Origin of the sequence: Engelhardtia mirabilis, assembly GCF_007748095.1 — a bacterium.
In the GTDB taxonomy this organism is placed as follows: domain Bacteria; phylum Planctomycetota; class UBA1135; order UBA1135.
On the sequence record NZ_CP036287.1, the window covers coordinates 1475150 to 1490808 of the forward strand.

10 protein-coding genes are annotated in these 15659 nt (G+C 71.8%); 5 read left to right on the forward strand and 5 right to left on the reverse strand.

Features of this window, described 5'->3' with window-relative positions; translation table 11 throughout:
* Positions 1 to 93: 93 nt before the first annotated feature.
* A complete protein-coding gene (locus Pla133_RS05355) occupies positions 94 to 1002 on the forward strand; it encodes a universal stress protein (protein ID WP_419192158.1) in 909 nt (302 codons plus the stop codon).
* 36 nt (positions 1003 to 1038) lie between these two features.
* Here Pla133_RS05355 and Pla133_RS05360 read toward each other — a convergent pair whose 3' ends face one another.
* A complete protein-coding gene (locus Pla133_RS05360; protein WP_145063235.1) occupies positions 1039 to 3387 on the reverse strand; it encodes a hypothetical protein in 2349 nt (782 codons plus the stop codon).
* A 311-nt stretch (positions 3388 to 3698) separates the two neighbouring features.
* Between Pla133_RS05360 and Pla133_RS05365 the strand changes: the two genes are divergently transcribed.
* Positions 3699 to 5153 (forward strand): BatD family protein, encoded by a 1455-nt coding sequence (locus tag Pla133_RS05365; protein WP_145063237.1) that lies wholly within the window; start codon positions 3699 to 3701, stop codon positions 5151 to 5153.
* An 11-nt stretch (positions 5154 to 5164) separates the two neighbouring features.
* On the opposite strand, the gene Pla133_RS05370 is transcribed toward Pla133_RS05365, so the two are convergent.
* The 3 genes from Pla133_RS05370 to Pla133_RS05380 all read right to left on the reverse strand — a co-directional run bounded on the left by Pla133_RS05370 (position 5165) and on the right by Pla133_RS05380 (position 10594).
* Entirely contained in the window at positions 5165 to 6253 is a 1089-nt protein-coding gene (locus Pla133_RS05370; RefSeq protein WP_145063239.1) for a DUF2891 family protein, read from the reverse strand.
* A 50-nt stretch (positions 6254 to 6303) separates the two neighbouring features.
* Entirely contained in the window at positions 6304 to 7527 is a 1224-nt protein-coding gene (locus tag Pla133_RS05375) for a class I SAM-dependent methyltransferase (protein WP_145063241.1), read from the reverse strand.
* A 166-nt stretch (positions 7528 to 7693) separates the two neighbouring features.
* On the reverse strand, positions 7694 to 10594 hold the full coding sequence (locus Pla133_RS05380) for a DUF6259 domain-containing protein (protein WP_419195430.1): 2901 nt from the start codon (positions 10592 to 10594) through the stop codon (positions 7694 to 7696).
* Between the two features lie 185 nt (positions 10595 to 10779).
* Here Pla133_RS05380 and Pla133_RS05390 point away from each other — a divergent pair, with 185 nt between their 5' ends.
* On the forward strand, positions 10780 to 11328 hold the full coding sequence (locus tag Pla133_RS05390) for an MOSC domain-containing protein (protein WP_145063245.1): 549 nt from the start codon (positions 10780 to 10782) through the stop codon (positions 11326 to 11328).
* A gap of 164 nt (positions 11329 to 11492) precedes the next feature.
* Complete coding sequence (locus tag Pla133_RS05395) at positions 11493 to 12485, forward strand: hypothetical protein (protein ID WP_145063248.1); 993 nt, start codon at positions 11493 to 11495, stop codon at positions 12483 to 12485.
* Between the two features lie 105 nt (positions 12486 to 12590).
* Here the strand turns inward: Pla133_RS05395 and Pla133_RS05400 are convergent, their stop codons facing one another.
* Positions 12591 to 14036, reverse strand: a complete 1446-nt coding sequence (locus Pla133_RS05400) for a sulfatase family protein (protein WP_145063250.1) — start codon at positions 14034 to 14036, stop codon at positions 12591 to 12593.
* Positions 14037 to 14078: 42 nt separating this feature from the next.
* Here Pla133_RS05400 and Pla133_RS05405 point away from each other — a divergent pair, with 42 nt between their 5' ends.
* Positions 14079 to 15653 (forward strand): sulfatase family protein, encoded by a 1575-nt coding sequence (locus tag Pla133_RS05405; RefSeq protein ID WP_145063252.1) that lies wholly within the window; start codon positions 14079 to 14081, stop codon positions 15651 to 15653.
* Positions 15654 to 15659: the final 6 nt, after the last annotated feature.

Here is a 15659-nt window from a genome sequence, read left to right on the forward strand (position 1 = left end):
CGGCCAGGGCCCTGAACGCTAAAGTGGACTCGCGGCTCCGAAATGCGCCGCCACCGGCCCAGAGGCCCCTCCGAACCCACACCAGGTCCCTCCATGAACCGCCCCGACTCCATCCGTCGCATCCTCGTCGGCGCCGACACCCGCGGACTCTCCCAGGACGCCCTGGTCCGGGCCTTCGACCTGGCCGGACGCTTCGAGGCCGAGCTGGACGTCTTGCACGTGGTCGAAGCGCCGCTCCCGCGTGGGCCGGTGGTGCGCAAGGAGGAGCTGGCCAAGCTGAACGGCGAGGCCTTCGCGAAGGCGCGGGCCGAGGTCGAAGAGCGGGTGGCGAAGGCCCGTGCAGCCAACAGCGACGTCAAGCTGACCACCTGCGAGGTGGAGACGGTCCCCGGCCACGTGGCCGAGGCCCTCCTGAAGCGCGCCGAGGCCACGGGCGCCGACCTGCTCGTGATCGGCCCCCACGCCGAGCGCAAGCTGTTCGAGTTCGGCTCGACCACCCGCGCCGTGCTCGGCCACTCGCCGATCCCCGTCTGGAACCAGACCGCCCCCGTCGAGCCGATCGAGCGCGTACTGGTGCCGATCGACTTCTCCGACCACAGCCGCGCGGCGGTGCACCACGCCATCGGCTACTCGGTGGCCTTCGGCGCGCCCTTGACCCTGTTGCACTGCTACGTGCCCCCGAGCTTCGCCTACGACCCCGACGGCTCGGGATTGGCCGGCGCGAATTACGTGGTCGAGGCCGATCGCGACCAGGAGCGGGGCGAGCTGGAACGCTGGATCGCCGAGCTCGAGGAAACCCCGGCCGTGTCGCTGCAGTCGATCTTCGCCGAGGGCGATCCGCGCATCGCGGTCTCCGAGGAGCGGCGCGCCGGAGACCTGGTCGTGATGGGCACCCAGGGTCGCAGCGGCTTCTCGCGCTTCCTGCTGGGCAGCGTCGCCCACGCGACCGTGCGCGACACCGAGGGCGCCGTGGTGGTCGTGCCCGGCCCCGAAGCGGACTGAACGAGTCCGCTCCGGGGGAGGTCGCCGCGCCGGCGATCAACCGTCGTTGCCGTCGTCCTGGCCCAGGGGGCGGCGGCCGTCGGCGCTGCGGGTGGCGGGTCCCACGCGGTCGAAGGGCGCCGGCAGCAGCTTGTCGTTCGGCAGCACGTCGAGGGCCGCCTGGACACGGTGGGCGAGGTCCACGCGCTCCGCGCGGTTGGCGCGGTAGCGCAGGGCCTGGGCGGTGGCCACGCCCGAGAGGTTGAGGCCATCGAGGGCATCCGCCGCCTGGGGCCGGCGCGCGAACGAGGCCTCGATCTCGGCCACCGCCGGCTCGAGCCTCCCCAGCTCCATCAAGACGCGGGCGCGACCGGCCAGGGCCATGGCCGCGTAGTGGTCCGCGCTCTCGAGGTTGTCGGGGTTGTTGGCCACCGACTGGTCGTAGTAGTCGATCGCGCGCGAGTAGGCGGCCAGGGCCTCTTCGCGCTCACCGGACCGGCGGTGGAACTCGGCCGCCGTCAGCGAAGCGAAGCCCGCGTACCAGGGCGTGTTGGGCGAGGCGTACTCGGAGGCGAGCATGGCCTGGTAGGCCGGCTCGAGGCCGCGGTAGCCGAGTTGATAGAGCACCTGCGCGCGCTTGCGACCGTGCAGGTCCCAGGAGTCGGGATAGCGCATCAGGCCCTCGTCGAGGGCCGCCCAGGCGCGATCCACCGCGCCGAGGGTGCGCAGGAAGTCCACGTGCTTGACCACCGACGCCTCGGTGCCGAGGGGGTGACGATTGATCACCGAGTAGGCGGCGTGGACGTCGGTCAGCCACTCGCGGGGCCAGTCGTTGCCCGCGGCCACGGCCTCGGTGATCGCCTCGCGCCGCGCCTCGGCGAAGATCGAGAGCACCGAGATCGCGCTCCAATCCGCCTGGCCGGGCGGCATCTCGCCCACGGCGGCGTCGGCGCGCGTGCGCGCCTGGGCGATGTCGCCCAGGAAGAAGGCGGCGATGGCCACGGTGGCGTCCACGCGCCAACCGGTGGCGCCCAGCTGCTCGGCCTCGAGCGCGGCGCGCCGCGCGTCCTCGAGCAGGAGCTGCTGGTAGCTGCGCACGACGCCCCCGCCGTTGCCGAGCACCGCCGCGGCCTGGGGATCGACGGCCAGGGCCAGGGAGGCCTCCGCCAACTCGAGCTTCAAGGCCGGATCGGTGGGCTGGGCCTTGGCCGCCGCGCCGCCGTACTCGAGGCGCGAGACCACCTGGACGCGATCGCGACGCTCCATCGGCGCCTCGGCCCCCTCCAGGGCGCGGGTCCAACTGTCGACGTCCAACGACTCGGAGCGCGTGGCGAGCCCGCGGTAGACCGCCGACAGGGACTTGGCCCAGGGCGTGTGCGCGTCCTGCCGCTCGAGGGCGGCCAACAGCGCCTCGCGGTCGTCGGCCGGCATCGGCACCCGCAGGGCCTCGGCGATCAGGTCCGCCGCCTTGGGGTTCGAGGTCTGCACCAGGGCCTCGCGGGCCAGGTCCGCGAGCTCCGGATCGAGCCCGTAGATCGCCAGTCGCAACAGGTCGATGGGCGCGTCGCCCCCGGCCTCGGTCGCTCGACGCAGGAGCGCCCGCCGCAGGTCCGCGTTCCCGTCGACGTAAGCGCGCTCGACCATCTCCATGTCGTCCGACGCGCGGCTGGTGACCCGATCGAGCAGCGGCCGATCGTTGCCCGTGTCCGGATAGGGCTCGCGCGTGCGCGTGGCGATGCCCTCGCGGATCGTGTCGAACACCGAGGCCGTGTCGAGGGCGTAGTACACGTCGTAGACCTCGTCGCCCTCCAGCTCGATCATGATGTGCCGCGGCGACACGCGCACGTCGTCGAGGAAGCGGTCGTACAGCTCGGGCTCGTTGAGGATGTGCTCGCCGCAGGTGACCGTGCCGAAGCGCGGGCAGGGGATGCGCCGGCCCTGCTCGTCGTAGTCCCGCGGCGTGTGCCGGTAGACCGAGGCGATCACGCACACGTAGGGCTCGTAGAGCGAGGCCACCTCGGGCTGGCGGTAGCGCACGCCGGCGTAGTGCTCGCTGGCGATCTCGCCGTCCATGTTGACGCAGGCCAGAATCGGCTTGCCGGTCGCGAGGGACACGGCGATGGCGTCGTCGAAGGTCCGCTCCCATGGGATCAGGCAGGGCTTGGCCCAGTCCTCGGCCGTGGGCGCGGCCCACATCTGCTCCCGCTCGAGTCCCTGGTTGCGGCGGTCGCCGACCGTCGGCGCCTGCGTCGCAGCGGGGGTTGCTCCCTGCTCCGTCTCGGCGGGCGCACCGAGCGGGTCCTGGTCGGTGGCGGAGGGAGCCAGCTGGGCGCGCGCCGGCAGCAGCGTGACCAGCCCGGCGAGGGCCAGCGTCGCAAGGGTGGGGGAGGCGGCAGTGATTCGCATGGTCGGACTCGGAAGGGGTCGGGATCGGGGCCGCGCTAGCCTAGCCGGATCGGTTGTCGCGATCCTCGGCTGGTGGACCCGGCCCGGTCCAAGGGGGCGACCCCGGGGGTCGCCACTCGCTCGGGGCGCGGCCCGTGCGAAGATCGTGCCCGGTCGCCGACCTGGCTCGCCTCTTGCAACCGGTCAGCGGCGCCCTCGGTTCTCGTAGGATCCGCGCCCGCTGGCGCAAGCTCCGGCTGCCCAGCCCGCCGGGAAACACCGTCCCCCTCGCCGTTCACCTGTCCCCCCACGTCGGATTCCCTTCCGTGCCCGTGACGTCGGTCCTCATCGCGGCGCTCTGCTTTGCGCCGGTGGCGCCGATCGCCGCGGCTCAGATCGATGCCGCGGACGCGGCGTCGGTGACCCTGTCGGTCCCGAGCCGGCCGCTCTGGGTGGGCGAGCTGGTCGAGTTGAACGTGGTCCTGGACCTGGACGTGGCGTTCTTCGAGACCTGGTCCGTGCCCCTGGTGCAGCGCGAGTTGGACCTCCAGGTGTTGCTCGGAGCGCCCTGGTTCGAGGGCATCGAGGGCCTGCTGGTCCCGCTCGACGGTGAACTCGGCGGCAGTGGGCCGAGCCTGGCCCTGGGCGGCAGCGTCGTGCGGGCCGACCGGTCGCAGGACCGCGAAGTGGACGGGCGCCTGCGGCGCTCGGTGACCGTCGCGCGGCACTTCCGCGCGGAGGGCGCCGGCGCGGTCGACTTGACCGGGCCGATCCTGCGCTTCGCCTACGCCACCGAGTTCGGCGAGAGCTTCCTGGGCGGTCGCCAGCCCCTCGATCACTTCGAGGCCTTCGCCCAGGCGCAGGCGGCCACGCTCGCGGTCCGCGACCTGCCCGAGCAGGGTCGGCCGCCGTCGTTCATCGGCGTCCTGGGTGATCTGACCGTGCAAGCTGGTGCGAGCCCGCGGGACCTGACCCTGGGCGAGAAGTTGGAGCTGCGCCTGACCCTTGGCGGCGCGGACCTCGGGGGCTTCACTTCGCCCCCTCATCTGCCCTCCTCCGCCGGCCTGCGCGCGAGCGATGGCACGCTCACCCGCGGCGCGACGCAGGTCGAAGTGGTCTACACCATCGAGCCCCTGCGCGAAGGGGCCCTCGACCTGGCGGTTCCGCAGGTCAGCTCCTTCGATCCCGTGGCCGGCGTCTACCGCACCGTCGCGCTCGACCCGATCCCGATCGTCGTGCGGGCGGCTCCTGCATCCGGTACCGCGCTGGACCTCGAGTCGGGGGCTGACGAGCCCGCGAGCACCGCAGCAGGCTCTGGCGACGACTCCGACACCGTTCGCAATCCCGGCCTGCTGGGAGGCATCGCGGCCCTGGCCCTGGCAATCGCGGCCGCCGGCCTGTGGGCCCTTCGGCGCCGCGGCGCGCGGGCAATGGCGCCCACCGAGGTGCAGGTGCGCGCGCAGCGCACTCGGGAGCGGGCCCGCGCGGCGCGAGGCGAGTTGGATCGCGCACTGCAGTTGACGGAAGGCCACGCGGACCGCGACGAATCCGCCTCGGCGATGGTCGGCTCGGCCCTGATCGAGTTCCTGGCCCGCGCCCTCGACTGCAGCGTGGCGGCCGTGGTCGGACCGGACCTGGACCTGCGCCTGCGATCAGCGGGAGTGGCGGCCGCCACGTCCGGGCGACTGGCGGCGCTGGTGGATGAGTTGGTCGCCGCCCGCTTCGGCGGTGTGGCCCGTGACGAGGCCGCGGAGCTGGCGCGGATCCTGGTCGACGAGGCCTTCTGAGCACGGGCGGCTCAGGGCCTGCCGTCGCGCATCCAGCAGGCCACGAACAGGAACTGCGGCACCCAGTGGGTCACGGCCTCGAAGCCCTCGCTCCACAGCTCGGGCCGCGCGACGATTCCGGCCAGGCGCCGATCGAAGTCCGCGGCGGCGGCCCCGTCGCCCCGAGCGGCCAGGGCGCCCAGGGCCCACAGGCGCGTGACCTCGAGGCCCAAGGGATGCACGTTGGCCGTCGTCAGTCGCTCGGGGATCGGAATCGGTGAGCCGACCTCGAAGGGGATCGGTGCCAGGCCCGCGGGGCTCAGCTCCTCGACCAGGACCTGCAGGCTGGGCAGCCACAGGAAGTCGTAGTCCGAGTAGTCGGTGTGGGCCGCCACCGCGGACCGTTGCGGCAGGATGCGTTCGACGCGCTGGGCCTCGAGTCGCGTGGCGGCGTCGGCGCAAGTGGGGCCGGCCAAGCGCAGCTGGATCCACGTGAACAGCCAGGACTGGTAGTAGCCCACGAACGGTCGACCGCCGAGCACCTGGGGGTCGCGGGTGGGGTTCTCGGGGAAGGGGCGGTGCTCGAGCCAGTCGAGCAGCTCCGCCTCGAGTCGCGCGCGCAGCTCGCCCAGGGCCGCACGGTTCGCCGACCCGTGGCGTTCGAGCTCGGCCAAGAGGCGCAGCAGCCAGGCGCGATCGTAGGGGTCGGTCGCGCGCAGCCGCGGATCGACCTGCTCCAAGTAGCCGAGCTCGCGGGCCAGGGCCGTCGGCGTCAGCTTCGCCGCGAGCTCGACGGACAGCTCCTCGTCGCCGGTGGTGCGCGCGATGACCAGCAGGGACCAGTGGGCGAAGACGCAGGAATGCCAGTCGTAGGAGCCGTCGAACAGGGATGGGACCGCTCCCTGCGCCGTGGCCAGGCGCCGGACGAAGCTCATCGACGGCGTGGGCTTGGCGATCCCTGTCCGCATCAGATCGCGCAGCCGCAGGACGAGCTCGTCCCGGTCGACTGGCGGCGCGGCGTCCCGGCGCGGGTCGCCCTCGTCCCCTGCACCAAGCGAGCCGAAATGCGGCGTCAACGCGGGCAGGGCGGCGAGCAACAGCAGGGCAGCGAGGGATGCCATCGCCGGGCATCCGCGCCGGCTGGCCGACTATTGCCGAATCGGCGCCGGACTCAGACCTCGGTGGGATGGGGGCGGTACAGGACCTCCGCCTGCACGAGGGCCAGGGTGGCGGCGCGGGCCTCGGCCTCCGCGAAGTCCTCGCGCACCAATGCCTGTACCAGGTCCAACCCGAGGAAGGGCACCGGGGTCTCGGTCACCAGGGCCACGGCTCGCGCGGCCGGACCCGGCCCCAGGCGCAGGGGCTCGCCCCGCCGCACGCGAACGCTACAGGACTCGGTGCGTGAGGCTCCCCGCAGGAAGCGGCGCTCCGACTCGAAGCTCGCCTCGGGACTGACGCACAGGATCGCGCTGTCGAGCTCCCCCGCGGTCAGCGGCGCGCGCGGCGCGTTGCCCGCCCGCGCCGCGAGGAGCTCCAGTCGCGGTCGCCAGGTGAGCTCGTCGACGAGCTTCCACTGCTGCCGCACGGGCCGCTCCAGCGCCCGGTCGCGCGAGGCGCCCGGGGGCAGGACCTCGCGCAGGTCCCAGTCCCGCGGCTCGGTCCAGCGCACGAAGTCGAGCCCGGCCCCGGTGACGAGCTCCAGCACCCCGTCGACGTCGTAGCTGGTCTCGTTCACGTTCAAGTAGCGGTCGACGAACTCGACGTCGGCAATCTCCGCCAGGTCGGCCCAGGGACCGGCGAACAGGGGTCCGCTTTCCATGTCGCGCACCAGGCGCCGGCCGACTTCCAGGCGCTCCTCGAGGGGGCGGTCGCGCGGAACCAGGGCGTCGATGGCGCGCACCAGGCGGTACAGGGCTTCGCGACCCTTGGTGCCGTACACCATCAGGCTCAGCACCCCATGGGGCGCCAGCACCCCGGCCAGGTGCGCGAGGCCCCGGGCGGGATCGGACAGGTGGTGCACGACGCCGGACGAGTAGATGACGTCGAAGCCGCCCTCGGGCACGGTCAGACCGTCCAAGGTCATCAGGTCGACCTTCTCGATCGACACGTTGTTCAGACCGCGACTGGCCGCCGAATGGGAGGCGGCTTCGAGGGAGCGATCGCACAGATCGATGCCGGTGAACTGGACGTCGCTCTGGAGCACGGCCGCGCCGATCAGCCCGACTCCACAGCCGCAGCCGGCGTCGAGAGCTCGGATCGGGCCCGCCGCCGGGCGAGCGCGGGAGACCGTGGCGAGCAGCGTGCGGGCATCGGTCCCCTGCCGAACCAGGGGCGGGCCGGCCGGGTACGGGAAGCGCTGGTATTGCTCTCGTACGGCGGCGGTGACGGCATCCATGGGGTGCTCATCGACCCCAGGCCGGAGGGGCTTGGGCGCGAGGCCGAGCGATGCCCGGGATCGGGATGGCGGCAGCCTGGAACGAAGTCGGGGCCCGACCGCGATCTGAACGCGGGCGGGCCCCGAAGGCCTTGTGGTGTTGCGGATCGGAACCGCGGATCAGGGCTCAGTCGTCATCGTCCCCCCAGCCCCCGCCGTCGTCATCGTCATCACCATCGCCGCAGCCGCCGCCCTGGCCCTCGCCCTGGATCAGCAGGTAGCGACCCTGGAGGCTGCCGAGGGTGACCTCGATCGACGCAGGACCCGCGGTCAGATCCAGGGGCTCGGCGAGCTCGACGATCTCACCGGTACCGGCCAGGACCTCGCGCACGGTGTAGACGGCCGGCGCCAGGTCGTAGTCGTCCGGATCGATGGTGACGTGGATGGTCTGCGGCCCGGGCGTCGTGCCCAGCTCCCACAGGGGCAAGCCGAAGTTGGGCTCGAACAGGGGATCGGCGGCGTCCGTCCAGTTGGTCAACAGGATCCCGATCGGGCCGTCGGGCCCGGGCGTTCCGTAGGCCGAGGCGTACACCACCGGCTGGGTCTGCTCGAGCGGGTTGAGGTCGTTGACGATCAGGAACTGCACGTAGGAGCGTCCCGAGTCGGTCTGCGGACTGCGCAGCCGCTGTCCGAAGACCGCCGTGTCACGCACCGCGTCCAGTGCCAGCAACTGCGTGTGGTCCCGCGCCAGGCCCAGGTGCTTGGCGAGGGCCGGGAAGAAGGCCGGGTTCGTGCGGATCGCGAAGGTGAAGGGCGAGACGCGCGTCGTGGCGTAGGGGGCGTGCCCCATGAACAGGTTGGCGTCGAAGATCTGGCGCGCGGAGAGCCAGATCGACGCATTGAAGATGAAGGGCGAGCTCGGCGGGATGTCGAGGCTCAAGATCGAGCTGGTGCGCTGGTAGTCGTGGTAGACCGACTGGTACAGGGGCACCACCCGGCGCACCCCGTCGAGGGTCTTGACCCCACCGTGGTAGCCGTAGGTGAACTCTACGTCGCCGATCGCCGGCTCGAACGGCGACTCGGTCTCGACGAAGTACTCCGAGTTGCCGAAGTCGTTGCGCAGGGTGCCCCGGAGGGTGTCGAGCACGGTCAGCGCGCCATCGCTGGCGTAGCGGCCGCCCCCGCGCTGGTGGAAGCCGTCTTGCTCCACCGCCTGGGAGTAGTTCAGGCGCGCCGCACCCTGCAGGACGTCCAGGTAGATGCCCGCCGGACGACCCGCGCCGTAGGCCTCGAGCTGGGTCGCGATGTAGCGCGTGTACTCCACCGCCCAGGGAGTGCCCGCGTCGATCTGCACGGTGCCGATCACCTCGGGCAGCAGCTGCGGGTTGCAGGAGTCGATGTTGTCGCAGTGGATCTGCTGGGTGACCTTGATGTTGCCGTCGACGTCGGTCACGGCGAAGTCACCCACGAAGCGGCCTTCGAAGCCCGGAACGTCGGAGCTGAAGTAGGTCGGCTGCGTGTTGTCGTAGGTCAGGTAGTTGAAGTACGGCGCCCAGGTGATGCCCGCGGCGCCGGCCTGGGGCACGAAGTACTGCTCGAAGAAGCTGTTCGCCGGCAGCCACTCGCCCCAGTTCGCGGCGAGCGAGTTGCGCTCCCAGTTCGAGGCCTGGTAGACCACGTCGTCGGTGCCGAAGAAGGCCTGCAGCTCGAGGACGTGCTGCGCGGCGAAGATCCAGTTGCTGGGGTCGCTCTGGCGCATGCCTGTGATCGCGCAGGCGGGCGGGTCCACCGCGCAGAAGTCCTGCCCGAGGATCCCGAACAGGTCCGCGTCGAGCATCGTCTGGGAGAAGTCCGGGTTCTCGCGCATCGTGCCCTTGGACGGGCCCGGCTGGTCGAGGGCCCAGTCCTCACGGTAGAAGCGCGCCGCGTCGTACCAGTCCCCACGCAGCACCCCGACGGTGAAGGGGAACGGCGTGGCGTGGTCGATGCCGATCGAACCGTTGCCGACCGGCACGTGCTCGATCGACAGGCCCAGGTTCGGAACGGGGTCGAAGGGGTTCGGATCGATGCGGAAGCCCTTGGGGAAGCCACCGCCGTCGCGGGTGGCCCAGTAGAGCATCGCCTCGCTCGGGTCGGACTCGTCGTAGTAGGCGAGCCACTGCATGTTCAGGGGCCCGGGATGCCGCTCGGGCGGAAGGAACTGCGAGGCGACGAACAGGTCCGAGCTGCGGATCGGATCGTCGTAGAGGTTGCCCTGCCAGTAGGGGATCACCAGGCGCTCGCTGGCGCCGCTGGGACCCCCGACGATCTCGACGCGCGGGAAGCGCTGCATCAAGACCTGGGACGCGAAGGGCTCGACACCGCGGATCGCGATCTCGAACTGGACGTAGGGCTCGTCCTCGGGCGCCGTCAGGCGCACATCGACGTCGAAGGCCTCGCCGTTGGGGAAGGACGGGTGGGTGACGCCGATCCACTGCAACAGGAGACCATCGTCGTCGCCACAGTGGCCGTCACCGCCGCCCCAGCCGCCGCCGCCCCAGCCGCCGCCACCTCCATCGTCGTCGTCATCGCCTCCCCAGCCACCGCCATCGTCGTCGTCATCGTCGCCGCCACCCCAGCCGCCGCCACCATCGTCGTCGTCGCCGTGGCCCCCCCAGCCGCCGTTGCCGTCGTCATCATCGTCACCGCCGTAGCCCCCATAGCCGTGGTCGTCATCGTCGTCGATCGACGAGACCACGAAGTCGAACGCGAAGCCGAGGCTGCGATCGGGCAGGGCGACGAGTTCGACACCGGGCGCGGCGGGATCGCGGAACTCGATCTCCCACAGGTGGGTGCGAACCAGGTCGTAGGCCATGGGATCGGCCTGGTCGCCGATCGCGATCAACGAGAACCCGAGGTCCGGGTCGTCGGGGTCGAAGTGCAGGATCGCGCCCCCGTCCTCGATCGACGTGGGCAGGGGATCGCCATCACTGTTGGCCGCGGCGCTCGCGGCCAGAGCGCCGCTGGCCAAGGTGGCCGGGCCGAGAAGGGTGAAGACGGAAACGGGAGCGAGCACACGGGCAGTTCGCCCGATCCAGCAACGGGTCATAGATTCCTCCGGTTGATGGGAGGCGATCGAACGGCACCAAGTGTGGTCCCCGCGCCCCCCGCGACCGAGGATCGCCCAGGACGCTCCGACACGCAACCCGCGAGTCGGGCGTCACGCTCCGGCGACACGCGGGCCGCGCCGCAAAACGCGTCCCGATTCGCGCTTCGAGTTCTAAGCTCACATTCATGCGACATCCGAACCGCGACGAGCTCGAGCGGCGCTGGACATCGTGCGCCCCGTCGCCGATCGAAACGGGCTCGGTCGAGTTGGTGGTGCGCCGACCCGAAGAGGGCCAGCGCGAGGTGCTCGAACACGGGTTCCTCGACCCAGTTGAAGGCCTTGTTGGTGATAACTGGCAGTCACGTGGCAGTCGAGCGACCGCCGACGGCAGCGCCCACCCGGAGCTTCAACTGACCTTGATGAACGTCCGCGCGGCCGAGGCGATCGCCGGAGACCGCGCGCACTGGCCCTTGGCGGGGGATCAGCTCTTCGTCGACCTCGATCTGTCGGAGTCGAGCCTGCCGCCAGGCACTCGGCTGCAGGTGGGCACGGCGCAGATCGAGATCACCGCACCGCCGCACACGGGCTGCGACAAGTTCGTCGCGCGCTTCGGCTCAGCGGCCATGGCGTGGGTCAGCGCACCCCAGGGACGCAGTCAGCGGCTGCGGGGGGTCAATGCCCGCGTGGTGGTAGCAGGGGCCGTGGCCCCCGGTGATCGGATCTGTAAAGCCTGAGTGATCGGGCTCGAGAGGGCCCGGAATCCCCGACGCGCGTGAAGTTCGCGCCCGGCTCGCTCCGACCAGGGTTCGAGCGGTCGACCGTGGGGGTCGAAGGGATCACTCCCGTGGGGGGAGTGGGGTCGACGCCGGCGGGCCGCTCGCACGAGATCACGCTCCCTATGCGCCTGAAGCCCCTCTTGTTCGTCGCCGTTCCAATCGCCGCCACACCCGCCCTTGCATCCGAGTCCGTCGACATCCGCGCGGTCCATCGCAACAACTTCGCCACCGGTTCGGGAGTCCAGGCCGGAGACCAGAGCGAGCGCGACGGATTCGACCAGCTGGTTCCGAGTTGGGGGTCGTCGCTGGTCGTCGACCTGGACGATCGCCTCGGCGCAGACGTCGTCGATTCCTGGTCGAACTTCTCGACCTTGCTGGGACCCGACGGCTTCGGAGCTGTAGTCGACGCGCGCTCGAAGACAGCGCGCGGCCAACGCGGCGCGACGGGCACGGCCGGCGCCGAGTACCGCGTCGACTTCGACGTGCGCGACACGGTGCGCTTCGTGTTCGCCGCCGACGTGCGCAGCACCCGCGGCGACAGTGGCGCGGCGGCGCGAATCCGTCGCGGGGATGCGCTGCATCTGGAAGTCGTGACCCGCTCGGGCGGCCAGGAACACGCGCGCCGCTACGGATGGCTGCAACCTGGAGCCTTCCAGTTCGAGGGCCACGCGCTGGTCGTGGCCAAGGGCCAGGGCGCGCGCGTGGACCAGGAGGGCGCTAGCGCGAACTTCAGCCTGCGCTTCCTCGATGCCGCGGACACCGACCTCGATGGCGACGTGGACCGCGAGGACCTGGTGCTCTTCGCGCGCCTGATCGGTGCCGGCAGCCGCTTCGCGGACTTCGACGGCGACGGGCGAGTCGGACAGCTCGACGCGCGCGGCTACATGGGGGCCTACGTCGCCGCCCAGACCGAGCTGCGACCGGGTGCTCGCGAGACCGCCGGGCGGGAGCGGCGCCCCGTCACGGCGGAGCGCGACGAGCTGCGACGCGGGACCGAGCACCGGGTCGAGGAGCGCGCGACGCGCCATCGGACCGAGGTGCGACCCACGACCACCGAGCGCGCAGCTCGCCAGCGCGACGCCGGCGAGCTGCGCGCTCGTCGCCGTGGCCGCTGAGCCGGCCCGCGCCGAGCAGGCTCGCTCACGGGAGCCTGTTCTTCAGCGCGATCCGCGCGAGCCCAGCAACCTGCGATCCCTGCAGCGTCGCGCTCATCCGCGCGGTCAGCGCAGGTAGCCGAGGGCCTCGAGTTCCTCGACCACATCCGAATCCAGTTCGACCGGCGCGCCCGCGGTGCGCTGGCCCGAGCTGAGACGTTCGAGTTCTGCCGACAGTGCCTCGACGAGGGCCGGCTTCGCTTCCGCGAGGTCGGCCCGCTCGCGTGGATCGGCGACTAGATCGAAGAGGGCAACGGTCCCGTCCTCCGAGTGGATCAACTTCATGCCGCCGCTGATCAGCGCGCGCCGCTCGACACCGTAGAGGGTGTTGGTCACCAGAGCGGTGCCCGAGTGCGGCGCGCTGGCGACCTGCGCCAGGTCCCGGCCCGCCATGCCCGGCGGGGGCGGCACTCCGGCGGCGGCCAAGAGGGTCGGTGCCAGGTCGATGTGGCGGGCCATGTCCGTGCGCACCGGGCCACCGCGCGGCGTTGCGCCGTTCGCGGGCCAGCGGATGATCAACGGCACGCGCACCAACTCGTCGTAGAGAGTGTGGCCGTGCTCGAAGCCGCCGTGGTCCCAGAACTCCTCGCCGTGGTCGCTGGTGAAGACCACGATCCATTCGCGGCCATCCTGTTCCAACGCTGCCAGGAGCCGACCCACCTGAGCGTCGGCGAAGGCTACCTCGCGGTCGTAGAGCTCGCGCACCCGCGCGCGGAACTCCGGCGGCGAGCTGGCCGAGCGCTCCCGATCCCACAGCTCGCGCAGCATCAGGTTGAGGGCGCGGTCGGGATCGTCCTCGTCCGCCAGCCACTGCGGGCGCAGCTCCCCCGGCGGGTCATAGCCCATGTGCGGGTCGAACAGGTGCACCAGCAGGAAGGTCGGGCCGTCGTCGCCGTCCGCCAGCCAGTCCAAGGCCGTGTCGACGATGCGATCGCCGCGCACCTTGCGCCCGCGGCCGGGCTCGCGCAGGTGCACGTAGTCGTCGAAGCCGCGACCCAGGCCGAAGGACGGTGCGAGGTAGGGGTTGGTGACCACGGCGCCGGTCCGGTAGCCGGCCTGGCCCAGGATCCCGGCCAGGGTCGGCAGGCCGGGATCGATCCCGGTCAGCTTGCCCTCGCCCGCGTTGCGCGCGCCGTGTTCCCGCGTCGGCCGGCCGGTGAGGATCGCGGCCACCGAGGGCAGGGTCCACGGCGCGGCGGAGAAGGCCGCGTCGAAGCGTTGGGCGCGGGTGGCGAGGTCGTCGATGTGGGGCGTGCCCGGTCGGGTCGCGGAGGCCGCAGTCGCGCCGTAGGCGCCGAGCGCGTCGCGCCGCAGGGTGTCGCAGACCACCAACAGGATCGAGGGCGGCGCGGCGTTCATCGGCGGGGACGCGCTCGGAGCGCAGCCGACGACCCCGAGCAGGACCAGGGCGATCCATTGAACGACCCGCGCCCGCGGCTCGATCGCGCGTCGACCGTTCCCGCTGCACGCAGCTCCACTGCGAGAAAGTCGTCGGCGATCGCAGTGGTCCATGGGCTGACTCGGAGGGACGGGCTTCTCGGGGCGAAGGTTAGCATGTCGTCCTTCGCGGCCCGCGCCGGTGTCGCCGCTCTCGAGTTCATGTGCGACCGTCGACGATTCCCGATCCGCCCGTACCCGAGTTGGCCGGGGAGCCTGCTTCCAGCGGTCGATGTGCCCGAGCTCGCAGCGCCTGGGGCGCGGGTTCCCGCGGCGGCAACCAACTCGGCAGTAGCTCCCGCATCTGGAGCCACTGCGGCCCGGTCGTCGACGCTGCTGCGGTGTGCGGCCCTGCTGGGTCTGGCCGGCGGCCTCGTGGCATGTGGCGCCGAGCCGTCGCCGCCGGCGTTGATCGTGATCACGATCGACACCCTGCGCGCGGACCACGTGGGCACCTACGGCTACTTCCGCGACACCACGCCGCGGCTCGACGAGTTCGCGGACCAGGCCCTGGTCTTCGACCAGGCCTTCAGCGGCATGGCCACGACCCTGCCGGCGCACACCTCGCTGTTCACGGGGCTCGCGCCCCTGGAGCACGGGGTCCTGGCCAACACGACCCGCGCGGCCGGCGGTAGCGCCTTCCGCTCGAGCGGGGACGTGCGGCTGTTCGCCGAGATGGCCCACGATGCGGGCTGGGAGACGTCGGCCTTCGTCAGCGCGACACCGCTCGAGGAGCACTGCGGCCTGGCCGAGGGCTTCGACGTCTACGCGGCGCCGGAGGGCTTCGAGCGCCTGGGCGAAGAGACCGTCGACCTGGCCCTGGCCGAGCTCGCGCGTCCGGTGCGCGGGCCGCGTCTTTTGTGGCTGCACCTCTACGACCCCCACGCGGACTACTCGCCGCCGGCGGGCTTCGACCTGTTCGAGACCGACGCCGAGTTCGAGCGCTGGTTGACGGAGCGCGCCATCCCCGACTCCGTGCTCGACCGCGGCAGGCGCTTCCATACGCGCTCGGCCATCAACCGCTACAACGGCGAGGTGCGCTACGCCGACGCCCAGGTGGGCCGCTTCCTCGACGCCCTGCGCGCGTCGAGCTGGTGGGACTCGGCGGCGGTGGTGATCGTGGCGGACCACGGCGAGGGGCTGGGGCAGCACGACTGGCGCCAACACGGGGGCATCTTCCGCGAGCAGTTGCAGGTGCCCCTGATCGTGCGCTTCCCGGGCGAGGGTGGGCCGCGCGGACGCACCGCGGTGCCGACGGAGCTGCGCGACGTGCTGGCCACGGTGCTGCTGCGCCTGGATCCCGCCCTGGCGGAGCCGTTCGCGGCACAGGCGACCGGCATCGACGTGCTCGCCGGCCCGGTTGTGCCGCGCGCACTCGTCGGGCAGCGCACCGGCCGCGACCTGGGATCCGAGATTGGGCCCCTGTATGCGTTGACCAACGACCAGTGGCGTTTCCACCATCGGCCCGACGAGGGGGACGCGCTCTTCGCCCGCGACGCCGATCCCCACGAGCTGGCCAACTTGCTGGAGCAGCGCCCGGAGGTGGCGGACGAGCTGCGCGGCGAACTGCTGCGAATCCTGGGCGAGCAACGCACCTTGGCCGAGCAGTTGGGCTTCGGGGACGCGAGTCGCGCGAGCCTCGACGAGTCGATCCTGAGCGAGCTCGAGGCGCTGGGCTACACCGAGGAGTGAGGCACC